The 13,606-nt window shown below is 69.9% G+C and carries 16 protein-coding genes; 7 read left to right on the plus strand and 9 right to left on the minus strand.

Features of this window, described 5'->3' with window-relative positions; all coding sequences use genetic code 11:
* Nucleotides 1-10 precede the first annotated feature (10 nt).
* Nucleotides 11-1,225 (minus strand): sensor histidine kinase, encoded by a 1,215-nt coding sequence (locus GY24_RS01710; RefSeq protein ID WP_104474081.1) that lies wholly within the window; start codon nucleotides 1,223-1,225, stop codon nucleotides 11-13.
* On the minus strand, nucleotides 1,212-1,868 hold the full coding sequence (locus GY24_RS01715; protein ID WP_104474082.1) for a response regulator transcription factor: 657 nt from the start codon (nucleotides 1,866-1,868) through the stop codon (nucleotides 1,212-1,214). Before GY24_RS01715 ends, GY24_RS01710 begins: the two co-directional genes overlap by 14 nt.
* 161 nt (nucleotides 1,869-2,029) lie before the next feature.
* Here GY24_RS01715 and GY24_RS01720 point away from each other — a divergent pair, with 161 nt between their 5' ends.
* From GY24_RS01720 to GY24_RS01735, 4 genes are read left to right on the plus strand one after another with little or no spacing between them, the layout of a single operon-like run.
* Nucleotides 2,030-2,536, plus strand: a complete 507-nt coding sequence (locus GY24_RS01720) for a hypothetical protein (protein WP_133161083.1) — start codon at nucleotides 2,030-2,032, stop codon at nucleotides 2,534-2,536.
* Nucleotides 2,533-3,678 carry a peptidoglycan-binding protein gene (locus GY24_RS01725; RefSeq protein ID WP_104474084.1) on the plus strand — a complete coding sequence of 382 codons (1,146 nt, stop codon included), beginning with the start codon at nucleotides 2,533-2,535 and terminating at the stop codon, nucleotides 3,676-3,678. The genes GY24_RS01720 and GY24_RS01725 overlap by 4 nt, the downstream gene beginning before the upstream one ends.
* Entirely contained in the window at nucleotides 3,675-4,379 is a 705-nt protein-coding gene (locus GY24_RS01730) for an ABC transporter ATP-binding protein (protein ID WP_104474085.1), read from the plus strand. The genes GY24_RS01725 and GY24_RS01730 overlap by 4 nt, the downstream gene beginning before the upstream one ends.
* On the plus strand, nucleotides 4,376-5,593 hold the full coding sequence (locus GY24_RS01735) for an ABC transporter permease (RefSeq protein WP_104474086.1): 1,218 nt from the start codon (nucleotides 4,376-4,378) through the stop codon (nucleotides 5,591-5,593). Before GY24_RS01730 ends, GY24_RS01735 begins: the two co-directional genes overlap by 4 nt.
* 43 nt (nucleotides 5,594-5,636) lie before the next feature.
* On the opposite strand, the gene GY24_RS01740 is transcribed toward GY24_RS01735, so the two are convergent.
* From GY24_RS01740 to GY24_RS17575, 7 genes are all read right to left on the minus strand, one after another.
* Nucleotides 5,637-6,812 carry an alcohol dehydrogenase catalytic domain-containing protein gene (locus GY24_RS01740; RefSeq protein WP_104474087.1) on the minus strand — a complete coding sequence of 392 codons (1,176 nt, stop codon included), beginning with the start codon at nucleotides 6,810-6,812 and terminating at the stop codon, nucleotides 5,637-5,639.
* On the minus strand, nucleotides 6,809-7,765 hold the full coding sequence (locus GY24_RS01745; RefSeq protein ID WP_104474088.1) for a manganese catalase family protein: 957 nt from the start codon (nucleotides 7,763-7,765) through the stop codon (nucleotides 6,809-6,811). Before GY24_RS01745 ends, GY24_RS01740 begins: the two co-directional genes overlap by 4 nt.
* A gap of 19 nt (nucleotides 7,766-7,784) precedes the next feature.
* Complete coding sequence (locus GY24_RS01750) at nucleotides 7,785-8,849, minus strand: YihY/virulence factor BrkB family protein (protein WP_104474089.1); 1,065 nt, start codon at nucleotides 8,847-8,849, stop codon at nucleotides 7,785-7,787.
* A 47-nt stretch (nucleotides 8,850-8,896) separates the two neighbouring features.
* Nucleotides 8,897-9,475 (minus strand): DUF3618 domain-containing protein, encoded by a 579-nt coding sequence (locus GY24_RS01755; RefSeq protein WP_104474090.1) that lies wholly within the window; start codon nucleotides 9,473-9,475, stop codon nucleotides 8,897-8,899.
* Nucleotides 9,472-9,888, minus strand: a complete 417-nt coding sequence (locus tag GY24_RS01760; protein ID WP_104474135.1) for a phage holin family protein — start codon at nucleotides 9,886-9,888, stop codon at nucleotides 9,472-9,474. Before GY24_RS01760 ends, GY24_RS01755 begins: the two co-directional genes overlap by 4 nt.
* The gene (locus tag GY24_RS01765) at nucleotides 9,888-10,562 is read right to left on the minus strand and encodes a hypothetical protein (RefSeq protein ID WP_104474091.1); all 675 of its coding nucleotides are present in this window, start codon (nucleotides 10,560-10,562) and stop codon (nucleotides 9,888-9,890) included. The genes GY24_RS01760 and GY24_RS01765 overlap by 1 nt, the downstream gene beginning before the upstream one ends.
* A 61-nt stretch (nucleotides 10,563-10,623) precedes the next feature.
* Nucleotides 10,624-10,791 (minus strand): hypothetical protein, encoded by a 168-nt coding sequence (locus GY24_RS17575; RefSeq protein ID WP_161498660.1) that lies wholly within the window; start codon nucleotides 10,789-10,791, stop codon nucleotides 10,624-10,626.
* Between the two features lie 176 nt (nucleotides 10,792-10,967).
* On the opposite strand from GY24_RS17575, the gene GY24_RS01770 reads away from it, so the two are divergent.
* The 3 genes from GY24_RS01770 to GY24_RS01780 are packed head-to-tail and all read left to right on the plus strand — an operon-like array spanning nucleotide 10,968 to nucleotide 13,599.
* Nucleotides 10,968-12,659, plus strand: coding sequence for a DHA2 family efflux MFS transporter permease subunit (locus GY24_RS01770; protein ID WP_104474092.1), 1,692 nt, complete (start codon nucleotides 10,968-10,970; stop codon nucleotides 12,657-12,659).
* A gap of 9 nt (nucleotides 12,660-12,668) precedes the next feature.
* Nucleotides 12,669-13,175: a hypothetical protein gene (locus tag GY24_RS01775; RefSeq protein ID WP_133161084.1), complete on the plus strand. Its 507-nt coding sequence runs from the start codon at nucleotides 12,669-12,671 to the stop codon at nucleotides 13,173-13,175.
* A complete protein-coding gene (locus tag GY24_RS01780) occupies nucleotides 13,168-13,599 on the plus strand; it encodes a DoxX family protein (RefSeq protein WP_104474094.1) in 432 nt (143 codons plus the stop codon). The genes GY24_RS01775 and GY24_RS01780 overlap by 8 nt, the downstream gene beginning before the upstream one ends.
* Nucleotides 13,600-13,606: the final 7 nt, after the last annotated feature.

Consider the following 13,606-nt stretch of genomic DNA (forward strand, 5'->3'; position numbering starts at 1 on the left):
GGCCGGCAGCTCAGGCGGCGGCGGGAACCGTCACGCGCACCAGGAGACCGCCGCCGGGGCGGGGGGTCAGCTCCAGCGTGGCCTCGAAGCGGTCGACGATCGCGGCAACGATCGACAGGCCGAGACCGTGGCCGCGCGCGGAGGAGCTGGTGGTGCGGCCGGCGACCCGGGTGAACTGCTCCGTGAGCGCGGCGACGTCGGCGGCGCCGAGTACGGCGCCGCTGTTGGCGAGCTCGATCGTGGCGCCCGCGGCATCCGCCCGCGTCTTCACGTGCAGGAACCCGCCGCCGTCCACGTTGTGCCGGATCGCGTTGTGCACGAGGTTCGTCAGCAGCTGGCGTACCAGCACCGGCTCAGCCTCGATCGTGGCCGGCTCCAGCTCGAGCTCGACCCGGACACCGCGCTCTGCAGCCTCCGCCGCGGCGCTCTCGACAACCGCGGCCGCGGCCTGCGCCAGGTCGACCGGCTCGGGCGGGGCCGTCGACGACTGGATCTGGGCGAGGTCGAGCAGCGCCTCCACCGTCTCGATGCTGCGCTCGTTCATCACCCGGAGCCGGTCGAAGACCTGCCGGTCCTCCGCGTCCTGGCGCTGCGCGAGCGCGACATCCAGCATCGCCCGGGTCGTGGCCAACGGGGTGAGCAGCTCGTGCGAGGCGTTCAACGCGAACCGCTTCGAGGCGGCGAAGGAGCGCTCCAGCTGCGCCAGCATGTCGTCGAAGTTCGCGGCCAGCTCCGAGATCTCGTCGCGCGGGCCGGTCAGCCCGATGCGCTGGCTGAGGTCGCCGTGTGCGGCCCGGCTGGCGGCGCTGTTGATGTACTGCAGCGGGGCGAGCACCCGCCCGGCGACGGCCCAGCCGACAGCGATGCCGACGATGGCGAGCACCACGAGCACCACCACCGAGATGACCAACAACAGGTTGAACATCTGCTCGGTCGAGGTGATGACGAGTGCCGAGCTCGGGGTGACGGTTGCAGCGGGTTCGCCGGCCATGCCGGGGTCCGGGATGACGGCCGACGTCGAGTCGGTCGGCACCAGCGACTGTGCGGGCACGGTGGGGGCGGCCACCAGCTCGTAGCTGGGGAGGAAGCGCATCACGAGGTAGACCACCGTGAGCATGGCGATGCCCGCGCCGGTGAGCAGCGCCGAGTAGGTCAGCGCGAGCCGGGTGCGCACGGTTGCCCGATAGCGGCGGATGCCCGGCCCAGCGGCCTCAGCGGATCGCATAGCCGGCTCCAGAAACCGTGGTGATGATGCCGGGGTCGCCCAGCTTGCGGCGCAGGGTGCTGATCGTCACCTTGACGGTCTGGGTGAACGGGTTGGCGTTCTCGTCCCAGGCCTTCTCGAGGATGGTCTCTGCACTGACCACGCCGCCGCCCGCCTTCAGCAGCAACTCGAGCACAGAGAACTCCTTGCGCGTGAGTGCGACATACCGCCCCTGGCAGGTCACCTCGCGTCGGAACGGGTCGAGCCGAACGCCGTTTCGTTCGAGCACGGGCGGGTGCGAGCTGAACTGGCGCCGGTTCAGCGCGCGCAGCCGGGCGATGAGCTCGGGGAACTCAAACGGTTTGGCCAGGTAGTCGTCGGCGCCGAGCTCCAGCCCGGCGACCTTGTCGTCGAGGCGCCCGGCGGCGGTCAGCATGAGGACCGCGGGCCCCTCGGGGTCGGCGGCAAGTGCCCGGCAGACGTCGTCGCCGTGGGTGCCCGGGATGTCCCGGTCCAGCAGCACCAGGTCGTAGTCGTTGACGGCGACCGCGAGCAGCGCGGCATCCCCGTCGCCGACGATGTCGGCGGCGATGGCGTCCATCTCGAGCCGGGCGCGGATGGCGTCGGCGAGGAACTCCTCGTCCTCGACGATCAGTACTCTCACGCGCCGTTCACCCTGCTTCCGCTTGATCCCCTCCGGAGAGTCAAGCAGACCCGAGGTTAGAGAAAGGTAAGCGCTGCCCTTTACCCTCTCGAAACCTGCCCCCTGCTGGAGTGGTCACTGCCGGCTCACTCGACGCCGGAGAACCGACGAAGGATGCCAACATGCTCCCCACCACCCCCGCTCGCCGAACCGCCGTCGCCGCCGCGACCGCTGCCCTCCTGCTCCTCAGCCTGAGCGCCTGTGCGCCGGCCTCCGCCGGAGACCCGGAGCTGGAGTCCGGCTCGCTGGATGTCTCGATCGCCGAGTGGCGGCAGAACATGGACGACTGCATGCTGGATGCCGGCTTCGACCTGACCGCGCAGGTCTCCGCCGACGGCTCCTCGGAGGCCATCGACACCTCCCAGTTCGACATGGCCGAGTTCGACAAGGCCTACGCGGCCTGCACGGAGCAGGTCGGCGAGGCGCCCGTCGACGAGAGCCTGCCCAGCGAGGAGGAGCTGTTCGACGCCCAGCTGCTCTTCGCCGCGTGCATGCGCGAGGCCGGCTATGACTACCCCGACCCGGTGAAGGGATCCGGCGGACTGAGCCCCGCCTTCGGGCCGGAGACCGACATCGAGGTCGTCGACGCCTGCTCTGCCGAGGCCTACGCAGACTTCGGTGCGGAATGAGTGCCGAGAACAGCCCCGCCGCGAACAGCCCCGCCGCGGATAGCCCCACTGTGAACGGCCCCGTCGCGGGCACCCGGCGTCGCGGCAAGCGGGTGCTCCTGCTGAGCGTCGCCGGTCTGCTCGTGGCCGCGGTCGCCGCGGCGGCCATCCTGCTCGCCCAACCGCCGAAGAGCGGCGCGGCCGGGCCGGCCCCGGTCGAGGTGGAGACCGCACTGGTCAGCCGCGGCGACCTCACCGAGCTGGTGCGCGCGCCGGGCACGCTCTCGTACGGCGCCCCCCGCGAGCTCGGCACCGTGCTGCCCGGCATCGTCACCGGCCTGCCGGGCGCGGGCAGCGTCGTCACCGTCGGCGGCGAGCTATTCCGGGTGGACGACAGCCCCGTCGTGCTGCTGCACGGGGAGCTGCCCGTTTGGCGCGCCTTCTCCGCGGGCATGACGGACGGCGCCGACGTGCTGCAGCTGGAGCGCAGCCTGGCCGCCCTCGGCTTTTTCGAGCGCGAGCCGGACGAGGAGTTCGCCGGCAGCACCGAGGCCGCCATCGAGCGCTGGCAGAAGTCCCTCGGCCTCGAGCAGACGGGCATGGTCGAGCTCGGCCGGATCGCCTTCGCGCCCGCGGACCTCCGTATCCAGGAGCCCACGGCCGCCATCGGCGATGCGGCCGGCGCCGCGATCGTCTCGACCACCGGCACCGCCAAAGAGGTGCAGGCGTTCGTCGACACCGCCAACCAAGACCTCGTCGCGGTCGGCGCCAGCGTCAGCATCGCGCTGCCGGGCGGCGCCCAGACGACGGGCACCGTCGCGGCTGCCGGTGCACCCGTCGAACGCGACGGCAGCAGCGGCAAGAGCATGAAGATCCCCGTGAGCATCACGCTGGACGACACGGATGCCGCCGCCGCACTCGACAACGTCTCGGTCAGCGTGCTCCTCACCCAGACCAAGGCGGCCGACGTGCTGTTGCTGCCCGTCGGCGCCCTGCTCGCCCAGCCCGGCGGAGGATTCGCCGTCGAGGTCGTGCGCGCTGCGGCAGCATCCGGTCACACCCGAACAGTGGTCCCCGTCACGCTCGGCGCCTTCGCCGACGGCCTTGTCGCCGTCACCGGCGGCACGCTGGCCGAGGGCGACACCGTGGTGGTCGCCAAATGAGCGAGGACGCCGCGGCCGAACATGTCGTCGAACTGCGCGCGGTGACACGTGCGTACGGCTCCCCGCCGACGGTGGCCCTGAACGGAGTCGACCTCCGCATCGCCGCGGGGGAGATGCTGGCGATCGTCGGGCCGAGCGGCTCCGGCAAGTCGACCCTGCTCAACATCATCGGCTCGCTCGACCGCGCCAGCGCCGGGGACACCCGCATCGCCGGGCACGAAGTCAACCGGATGAGCGACGCCGAGCTCTCGGCGTTGCGCGCCCATGCGATCGGATTCGTGTTCCAGCAGTTCCACCTCTCCGACGGCGTCACCGCCCTCGACAACGTGGCGACCGGCCTGCTCTACACCGGGATGCCGGCCCGCGAGCGGCGCCGCAAGGCCGAGGTGGCTCTGCGCCGCGTCGGCCTCGGCGACCGGCTGCGGCACCACCCCCGCCAACTCTCCGGCGGCGAGCGGCAGCGGGTCGCCATCGCGCGGGCCGTGGTCGGCGAGCCGAGCCTGCTGCTGGCCGATGAGCCGACAGGCAGCCTCGACACGAAGGCCGGCGCCGGCGTGGTCGAGATCCTGGCCGAGCTGAACCGCTCCGGCACGACCGTCGTCGTCATCACGCACGACCAGGAGCTGGCCGAACGGATGCCGCGCCAGGTTCGCCTGCGCGACGGCGAGATCGTGGCCGACGAGCGCGGGGTGGCGGCGTGAGCCGGCCACGGGCAAGCCGGCCAGGGGCGGCACCGGCCCGCTCACGGCTGCGCCCCGGCGACCTGCTCGCGCTCGGATTCCACGGTCTGCGCGCGCGACCGCTGCGCGCGGTGCTCTCCTCGCTCGGCATCGCCATCGGCATCGCGGCGATGATCGCGGTGATCGGCATCTCCACGTCGAGCCAGGCGCTCGTCAAGGAACGGCTCTCGGAGCTCGGCACCAACCTGCTCACCGTCACCGGCGGCTCCGACCTGCTCGGCCAGGAGGTGCCGCTCGCCGAGGGGGCCGTGGCCGCCATCCGCCGGATCCCCGGTGTGCAGCACGCCGGGTCGACGGCGGCACTCGCCGACGTGAACGTCTACCGCAACTCCGAGATCGCGCCCTCGCGCACCGGCGGCCTGAGCGTTGCCGCCGCCGACCTCGAGCTGCTGGACGCGACGGGTACCCAGATGCTCACCGGCGCCTGGCTGAACGAGGCGACAGCACAGTACCCGACCGTCGTGCTCGGCCGGGCCGCGGCCGAGCGACTCGGCATCCAGAGCCCCGGCTCCCTGGTCTGGCTCGGCGGGGCGCACTTCTCGGTGCTCGGCATCCTCGACTCCTCGGTGCTCGTGCCAGAGCTCGACTCGATGGCGCTGATCGGCGAGCCGGTCGCGCGGCAGCTGTTCGGGCACACCGGCAACCCGACGACGATCTACGAGCGCTCGGATGACGCGCGCGTCGGCGCCGTGCGCACGCTGCTGCCGCCCACCCTCAGCCCGGAGAAGCCCAGCGCGGTCAAGGTGAGCCGGCCATCGGATGCCCTCGCCGCCAAGAACACGGTTGACCAGGCGTTCACTGGGCTGCTCGTCGGCGTCGGCTCGATCGCGCTGCTCGTCGGCGGCATCGGCGTGGCGAACACCATGGTCATCTCCGTGTTGGAGCGGCGCCGCGAGATCGGCCTGCGCCGCTCGCTCGGAGCAACCAGACGGCACATCCGGCAGCAGTTCCTGCTGGAGGCGGTGCTGTTGGCCGCCGCCGGCGGGCTCGCCGGCACCGCCCTCGGCTGGCTCATCACGGCGATCGCCGCCCGGGCCAACGGCTGGGCACTGGCGATCCCGCCGGAGGTGCTGGTGGCCGGAGTCGCCGTCACGGCCGTGGTCGGGGCGATCGCCGGCCTGCTGCCGGCCGTGCGCGCGGCCCGCACCTCTCCGACGGCCGCCCTCAGTAGCTGAGAACGCGCGGGCGGGCTGCTCAGGCAGCCCGCCCGCGGGATGCTCAGGGGCTGAGCACGACCTTGACGCAGCCACGCTCCTTCTTCTGGAACAGCTCGTACATCTCCGGCGCACGCTCCAATGGGGCGCGGTGCGTCACCAGGTCTTCGAGGCCCAGCGGGTCGGCCGGGTCTTCGACCAGCGGCATCAGCTCGTCGATCCAGCGATGCACATTGCACTGGCCCATGCGGATCGCGACCTGCTTGTCAAAGAGTGACTTGAAGGGCGTCGGATCGGACTCGCCGGCGTAGACCCCGCTGAGTGACACCGTGCCGCCGCGGCGCACCGCGTCGAAGGCGAGGTGCATGGCGCTCAGCCGGTCGATCCCGGTCGTGTTCATGACGACGTTGGCAACAGGGTCTGGAAGCATGCCGACAATCGCCTGGCCCAGCCCGGCGGCGGGGGCGCCATGGGCTTCCATGCCGACGGCGTCGATGATCGCGTCCGGGCCCCGCCCCTCAGTGCCCGCCCGCAACTGCTCGGCCGCGTCCGCGGTGAGGTCCATGGTTTCGATGCCGTAGCGCTCAGCCATCAGCCGGCGCTCGGGCACAGGCTCGACGGCCAGCACGCGGTGCCCGAGGTGCCGGGCGATGCGCCCGGCCAGCTGGCCGACCGGGCCGAGCCCCAACACGCCGAGCACGCCGTCATCCGGGAGCCCGGCATAGATGACACCTTGCCAGGCAGTGGGGAGGATGTCGCTGAGAAACAGGTAGCGCGCATCGGGCAAGTCGTGGCCGACCTTGCGTGCGTTGGCGTCGGCGAGCGGCACCCGCAAACGCTCCGCCTGGCCGCCCGGAACCGAGCCGTACAGCTCGGTGTAGCCGTACAGGCTTGCCCCGCTGCCATGTGCGCGCACCTGGGTGGTCTCGCACTGAGTGCTGAGCCCCCGCCGACACATGAAACACTCGCCGCAGGCGATGACGAAGGGGATGACCACGCGATCGCCCGCGGTGAGCGTGCGCACTGCCGCGCCCACCTCCTCCACGATGCCCATCGACTCGTGACCGAGAACATCGCCGCGAGACAGGAACGGACCGAGCAATTCGTAGAGGTGCAGGTCGGATCCGCAGATCGCGGTCGAGGTGATGCGGATGACGACGTCGGTGGGCTGCTCGATGACCGGGTCGGGCACCTCTTCGACGCTGACGGAGCGTTTGGCCTGCCAGGTGAGGGCCCTCATCTCGAACTCACTGGCCCGAAACTCGCGTCAACCGCCGTCATCTCCAGGTCTGCCGTGGCCTGGATCAACTCGAGGAGGGCCGGGTCCAACCCCGGGGCGAACTCCTCGGGGCGCTCAACCGAGATCGTCGACGGCACACCCTCTGGCGCTTGTTCGTCGGCGACAAGGGTCGAGCCATCGCCAGCCGGCGACGCGCCTTGGAAGATCTTTCCGGCCTCGGACTGGGTGGCGAGGTCAAAGGTGTACTGCTTGTTGTGCAGCCCGAGGTCCAACAGCTTCTTCACTTCGGGAAACGCCTCGGCGTTGGTCTTCGGAATCGGCAAGAGGGCGTTCCACTTCACCCCCAGCGTCTCCAGGGCCTTGGCATAGGCGATCTCATGCGCCTGGTCGCGCACGATCAGGTAGGCGATCGTCGAACGCGCGGTCTTGTTGTCGGTCATCTCGTAGATCCGGCACTTCTGCAAACGCCCGGTGGACTCCAACATCAGGTTGTAGAGCAGATCGAGTGGGAGGTTTCCTGAGTTGTAGACGTAGCTGCCGCTCCACGGGTTGCCCGCGGCGTCCACAGGGAGAGCGCCTTGGGCGCCCACCAGATAGTGGTGGATGTTGCCGTGGTCCAGCGCAATCTCGAGGGGGATCGCACCCCCGGCACCCGGCTTGTCCAGCGGCTCATCGGGCCGGCCGCGATAGCGCGGCGAGCCGTCGAGCAGGCGCGAGATGGTGGTGCCGATGAGCTCGACGTGACTGATTTCCTCCGTTCCGATGCCCTGCAAGAGGTCACGATAGGGCTTCGCCGCCGGTCCGCGAAAATTCATGGCTTGGAAGAGGTACTGCATCATGGTGCGCATCTCCCCGAACTGACCCCCGAGGCCCTCTTGCAGCGCGTTGGCCGCTGCCGGATCCGGCTCGTCTTGTGCAATGTCGTTGATGAGGCGTTGAACGTGGAAGTACATGGTCGTGCCTTTCTCTGCGTCAGTGGGGTGTCTCGGGGTGTTCGTTCTGTTCACGGATGCGGCGGCCGGCCGCAATGTCGGCGCGCTCCTTCTCGGCGGCCTTGTCGCTCTTGCGGGTGTCGCGCGGCGGCAGCTGGATCTCTTCCTCCGCGGCGATTCCGGCCTGCAACTGCCGGCTCCGCTCCAGCTCGGCGTCGAATTCGGCGCCGAACAGCAGGGCGATGTTGGCTATCCACAGCCAGAGCAAGAAGACGATGACACCGGCCAGTGAGCCGTAGTTGCGGTCGTAGTTGGCGAAGTTCGTCACGTACAGCCCGAACAGGAACGACGCCACCAGCAGCGTCACCAGCGCCAGCAGCGCGCCCAGGCTGATCCAGCGAAACTTGGGTTGCTTTGCGTTGGGCGTGGCGTAGTACAGCAGCGCGACAACCAGCACGGCTGCCACCGCCAGCACCGGCCATTTGAGGATCGCCCACACGAGCTGTGCCGTTTCACCGATGCCGAGGGTGTTGCCGATGGCGGTGGCGACCGGTCCGGACACGATCACGATCACGATCATCACGAGCATGAGCAGGATGGCGGCGATCGTGACGCCGAGCTGCACGGGGCGCAGCTTCCAGAAGGGGCGCCCCTCCTGCACTTCATAGATCCTGTTCATCGCCCGGCTGAACGCGCCGACGTAGCCGGAGGCCGACCAGACGGCCAGAACGACACCGACGACGAGCGCGAGCCCGGCGCTCGACGAGGAGCTGAAGCTCTCGATCGGGCCGCGCAGCGTGTCGGCGGTGCCGCCGGGCGCCACCTCGTCGATGAGGGAGAGGATGGTGTCGGCCGCGCGCTCGCCCTGGCCGACCACGCCCAGCAGCGAGACCAGCGCGATCAGGGCAGGGAAGATCGACAGCACCGCGTAGAAGGTGAGCGAGGCCGCCAAATCCAGACACTGGTCGGCCGAGAACTCGCGGATCGTCTTGCGAATCGCGTACTTCCACGTGGGGGCGGCGACCCTCGCCGGAGAATCAGGCTTGCGCGGATCATCCGGCGCCGGCGCGGCACGGTGCTTGTCACTGGCGGAATCACGAGCCACGGGGCCCTCCTCGGTTCTCGTCGACGGGCGGCGGGGCAGCTGCGCTCCTACACGCCGGTGTCCTGCCCGGGCCCGGTCGCCTGCTCCTTGACGTCCGAGGCCGAGGATGCGGCCTCGTGCTGCACCGTGGTCGCGGCATCCGTCGCCGTCTCTTTCACGGCTTCAGCGGCATCCGCAAGCGGCTGCTTGAGATGCTCTCCCACCTCCGTGGCCGCGTCCGCGAGTTCATGGGCCAGTGGCTCCGCGGCATCTTTCACGTTTGCGGCGATCTTCTTCTCGGCGGTGCTTGCCGGGATCAGCGATGCGGCGAGGAGGCCAGCGCCGAACGCGATGAGTCCGACGGCGAGCGGGTTGCCCTTGGCCTGCGCTGCGGCATGATGTGCGGCACCGGAGACGTGGTCGGCGGCATCGCCCACCGCGTCCTGGGCGTCGGACGCCGAGCCCATGAGCGTGTCGCTGAGGGTGCCGAACGCCCTCTTCACCTTGTTGCCTTGGCGGTGCATGATCTTGCTCGGTGTGACCTTGTCGACGAGGGCGTCGACGTTGCTGCCGAGTTCGCGGCGGGTGTCTTCAAGCTGGGCCTGGATGACGCGGGGGTCGTCACTGGCGGGTGTGGGGGTGCTCATCGGTCTTCCTCGTTTCTTTTGAGTGCGTCTGGAATCTTCTTCAGGGAGTCGACGGTGCGGGGCGCACCGCGCACCGACTTCATCTCGCGGCGGCCGATCGAGTAGAGGATGGCCGCCACGATGCCCCAGATCACGGCGATCACCAAAGCTGCCCAGGCGATGTCCATGACATGGCCGAGGCCCCACCAGGCGGCGAACGAGAGGAAGAGCACCGTGAGGTGGGCTGTGTAGCCGGCCCCACCGAGGATCCCCGCGCTCTTGCCGGCCCGGGTGGCCGTCTGGCGGACCTCCGCCTTCGCCAGCTCGAGTTCCTGGCGGATGAGAGTGGAAACGTCGCGGGTGACTTCTCCGAGCAGGTCGCCGAGCGAAGTCTCCTCGGCCTTGCGCTCGGACGGGGTTGGAAGATCACTCATCACGACCCCCCAACCGATGTCGACGGCCATGCCGGCGGCGCGAGCGGATCAGACGGGGACGGGGGTGTCGCGGGCGTCGGCGCAGCCGTCGAGCGGGGGGCCGTTGACGTCGCCGAGTGCGGGGGCGCCGCAGATCCAGTGGGCTGCTGATCGGCGTTGTCGGCGATCATGGAACGGGTCAGGCGGCCCGCGACAACGCCTGCCGCAGCCGCGATGGCGATGAACGTGCCGGGCTGACGGCGTGCATACGACTTGACCTCGTTGAGTAGCGAGCCGGGGTCACGGCGGTCCAACCAGTCGGCGATGCTGCTCGCCCGTGTTGCGGCCTGCTGGGCGAGGTCGCTGGCCACGCCGGGTGACTCGGATGATGCGGCCATGGACGCCAGCTCATCACCGAAGGAGCGCAGGCCTGTGGCGACGCGCTTCTGCTGCGCGGCAGCCTGGTCGGCAAGCTCTGCTTGCGTCTCCCGGTACAGTTCTCTGGCCTGCTTCTTCGTCTCGGTGCCAACCCGGTGGATCTCGTCTTGTGCGACCTCGGCCACGTGCTGCCCGGCGGCAAGCGAGGCGTCTTTGACATCGGCGGCGCGTTCGGTGGTGCTTCGCGTGTCATCGGTGCTGACATCCGTGCCGAAGCCGGGGTTGTTAGTGCCGAAGTTCGCTTCTGTGTTCGACATGGCTCTCCTTGACAATTCAGTGGAGCTCAAGGCGACGGTTCTCGCCACCTCCGTTCCACTTTCAGAGCCTTCTTTCATCCCAGGCCGCGCTCAACCCCTTCGGCCACGGCCAGGCGAGGCCGCGATGCGCGCGACCGTCGCGCTTCGCCGTGTTTGTGCGGATCGCGGCGCGCAGGAAGCGGTCGCTGGCAATCAGGGAGATTTTGGGGATCGCCCAGGTATGCGTCATCGTCTATAATCTTCACCCGCTGGATGCGGGCGCTCTCGGATGCCGGCGTTGGCGGGCCTCCGCGCGACGCTCATCACACATCTGGCTGATCAACCATTTGAGCGATGCCGGCTGAGCCCGCCATCCCTAGGCTGGGGGATGGAAGGACGCGGCCGCTCCGGGCCGCGAGACGCACGATGGCAGAGTTCCAGTCACAGTCACAGTCACAAGCACCGTCCCACGGCGCGGAGAACGAGTCCATCACGCCCCCGCAGTCCGGGCGCCGCCGCTGGATCGGACTGGGCGTGCTGGCCGCGGCCCTGTCGATGATCGTGCTCGACGGCACCATCGTCGGCGTCGCGCTGCCGGTCATCATCGAAGACCTGCACCTGGATCTGAGCGATGCGCAGTGGGTCAACGGCATCTACTCGGTCGTGTTCGCGGCGCTGCTGCTCACCGCCGGGCGGCTCGGCGACCGACTCGGACGCCGCAGGATGCTCGTCGTCGGCATTCTGATCTTCATGACGGGCAGCCTGCTCGCCGCCCTCTCCGTCTCGGGCGGCACGCTGATCGCCGCCCGCCTCGTGCAGGGCGTCGGCGGCGCGCTGATCCTGCCGACCACACTCTCGACGGTGAACGCCACCTTCCGCGGGCGGGACCGGGCGGTGGCCTTCGGCATCTGGGGCGCCGTCATCTCGGGCATGGCCGCCTTCGGGCCGCTGCTCGGCGGCTGGTTGACCACCGCGTTCAGCTGGCAGTGGATCTTCATCGTCAACCTGCCGCTCGGCGCGATCATCCTGGTCGGCGCCTTCCTCGCCGTCAGCGAGACCCGCGCCGTCATCACCTCGCCGGGCCTGGACGTCGACGGCCTGCTGCTCAGCGCGATCGGCTTCGGTGGCATCGTGTTCGCCCTGATCGAGGGGCGTTCGCTCGGTTGGTGGGCGCCGACCGCCGAGTTCGAGGTCTTCGGCTGGGTGTGGCCGACATCCGCCCCCGTCTCACCGGTGCCGGTCGCCGGGTTCATCGGCATCGTCTGCATCGTGCTGTTCGTGTTCTGGGAGCGGCACCGCGGCCGCAACGGGCGCTCGGCGATCCTCGACCTCAAGCTGTTCTCGGTGCCCACCTTCACCTGGGGCAACCTGACCGCGCTCTGCGTGGCGATCGGCGAGTTCGGCCTCCTGTTCGTGCTGCCGCTGTTCATCGTCAACGCGATGGGGCTGACGACGCTCGGCGCCGGCCTGGTGCTGGCCGCGATGGGTGTCGGCGCCTTCCTCTCCGGCGCCTCCGCGCGGCACCTCTCCGAGCGGATGGGCGCCCCCAACGTCGTGCTGCTCGGGCTGGGCATCGAGGTCGTCGGCGTCACGCTCACGGCGCTGTTCCTGCACGCCGGCTCCGCGCCCTGGCTCATCGCCCTGCTGCTCGTCGTCTACGGCCTCGGCCTCGGGCTGGCATCCGCCCAGCTGACCGGAACAGTGCTGGTCGACATCCCGACCGAGAAGTCCGGCCAGGGCTCTGCGACGCAGAGCACGGTGCGCCAGGTCGGCTCGGCGCTCGGCACCGCCCTCATCGGAGCGGTGCTCGCGGCGGGGTTGGCGACGGCGATCCCGGCCCAGCTCGAGACGGTGTCCGGCCTGCCGCCGGCAGCCGCCGAACAGCTGGCGCAGGCGACAGAGCTCTCCGCCGGAGGCACGATCGGCCAGATTCGGGAGGAGGGCACGACCGGCAAACTGGGGGAGTCCGGCCCGGCCGTCGCCACCGCGCTCTCCGACGGCTTCGCGGATGCCGCGCGCACCTCGCTCTACGCCGCCGCCGGCTTTCTCGCCCTCGGCTTCCTCTTCGCGCTGCAGCTGCGGGCGAGGTCCCGGCGACCCTCGCCCTCGCAGGACTAGGCTCGTGGTGTGTCAGGAGACCGCCGCAGTAAGAAGACGCACCTTGCAGACCGCCTGCGCGAGCAGGTGTACGTGACCTTCACCGGTCTGGCGGTGATCATCGCCCTGCAATCCCATGCCCACGACCTCACCGGCCAGGCCGCGGCGACGACGCTCTCCATCACGGTGTTCGGGGTGCTGTTGGCCGCATTCATCGCCGAGGTGATCACCCACATGATCGTGGGAAGCGCGCTGCCGGACCGCGCGGAGGTCACGCACATGCTCCGCTCCACGGTCGGCGCCGTGGGGATCGTCGTGCTGCCGATCCTCGCCTTGGTGTTGGCTGCAGTGGGCGTCTGGTCGGTCACAACCGCGCTCACCATCGCGAGCGTCCTGCTCATCGCCACGCTCGTCGCGGTCGTGTTCCTCGCGATTCGGCGCACCGCGATCGGCCCCTGGCAGCAGCTCGCCGTGCTCTTGGCCCTCGCCCTGCTCGGCGTGCTGGTGCTGGCGCTCGAGGTTGCGGCGCATGGCTGACCGCGAGGTGGCACTGCGGTCCACTCTTCCGCGCACCGTCGGACGGGTCGCACTCGGCGTGTTCCTGGTCTTCGCCGGGGTCAGCCACCTGACGTTCGCCCGGCAGGAGTTCACCGCGCAGGTTCCCGACTGGCTGCCGGCCGGCAAGGATGTCGTGGTGCTGGCCTCCGGCGTCGTCGAGATCTCCCTCGGCATGGCGTTGCTCCTGCTGCGGAAGCGCCGGGTGAGCGTCGGCTGGGTGGTCGCCGCGTTCTTCGTGGCGGTCTTCCCCGGCAACATCTCGCAGTACGTGACGCACTCCGACGCCTTCGGCCTGGACTCCGACCGTGCCCGCGGCATCCGCCTGCTGTTCCAGCCGCTGCTCGTGCTGTGGGCGCTCTGGAGCACCGGGGCGTGGAAGGCCTGGCGCAAACGCGCGCGCTAGGCGCCGC

This window comes from Microterricola pindariensis, from assembly GCF_002936985.1.
Classification (GTDB): Bacteria; Actinomycetota; Actinomycetes; order Actinomycetales; family Microbacteriaceae; genus Microterricola; species Microterricola pindariensis.

Bases quoted from the DNA above. Each gene is read 5' to 3' on its own strand.
- GY24_RS01770 (WP_104474092.1), top strand. From the start codon at position 10,968: ATGGCAGAGTTCCAGTCACAGTCACAGTCACAAGCACCGTCCCACGGC.
- GY24_RS01780 (WP_104474094.1), top strand. From the start codon at position 13,168: ATGGCTGACCGCGAGGTGGCACTGCGGTCCACTCTTCCGCGCACCGTC.
- GY24_RS01740 (WP_104474087.1), bottom strand. From the start codon at position 6,812: ATGAGGGCCCTCACCTGGCAGGCCAAACGCTCCGTCAGCGTCGAAGAG.
- GY24_RS01725 (WP_104474084.1), top strand. From the start codon at position 2,533: ATGAGTGCCGAGAACAGCCCCGCCGCGAACAGCCCCGCCGCGGATAGC.
- GY24_RS01760 (WP_104474135.1), bottom strand. From the start codon at position 9,888: ATGAGTGATCTTCCAACCCCGTCCGAGCGCAAGGCCGAGGAGACTTCG.
- GY24_RS01745 (WP_104474088.1), bottom strand. From the start codon at position 7,765: ATGTACTTCCACGTTCAACGCCTCATCAACGACATTGCACAAGACGAG.
- GY24_RS01720 (WP_133161083.1), top strand. From the start codon at position 2,030: ATGCTCCCCACCACCCCCGCTCGCCGAACCGCCGTCGCCGCCGCGACC.
- GY24_RS17575 (WP_161498660.1), bottom strand. From the start codon at position 10,791: ATGACGCATACCTGGGCGATCCCCAAAATCTCCCTGATTGCCAGCGAC.
- GY24_RS01755 (WP_104474090.1), bottom strand. From the start codon at position 9,475: ATGAGCACCCCCACACCCGCCAGTGACGACCCCCGCGTCATCCAGGCC.
- GY24_RS01710 (WP_104474081.1), bottom strand. From the start codon at position 1,225: ATGCGATCCGCTGAGGCCGCTGGGCCGGGCATCCGCCGCTATCGGGCA.
- GY24_RS01765 (WP_104474091.1), bottom strand. From the start codon at position 10,562: ATGTCGAACACAGAAGCGAACTTCGGCACTAACAACCCCGGCTTCGGC.
- GY24_RS01730 (WP_104474085.1), top strand. From the start codon at position 3,675: ATGAGCGAGGACGCCGCGGCCGAACATGTCGTCGAACTGCGCGCGGTG.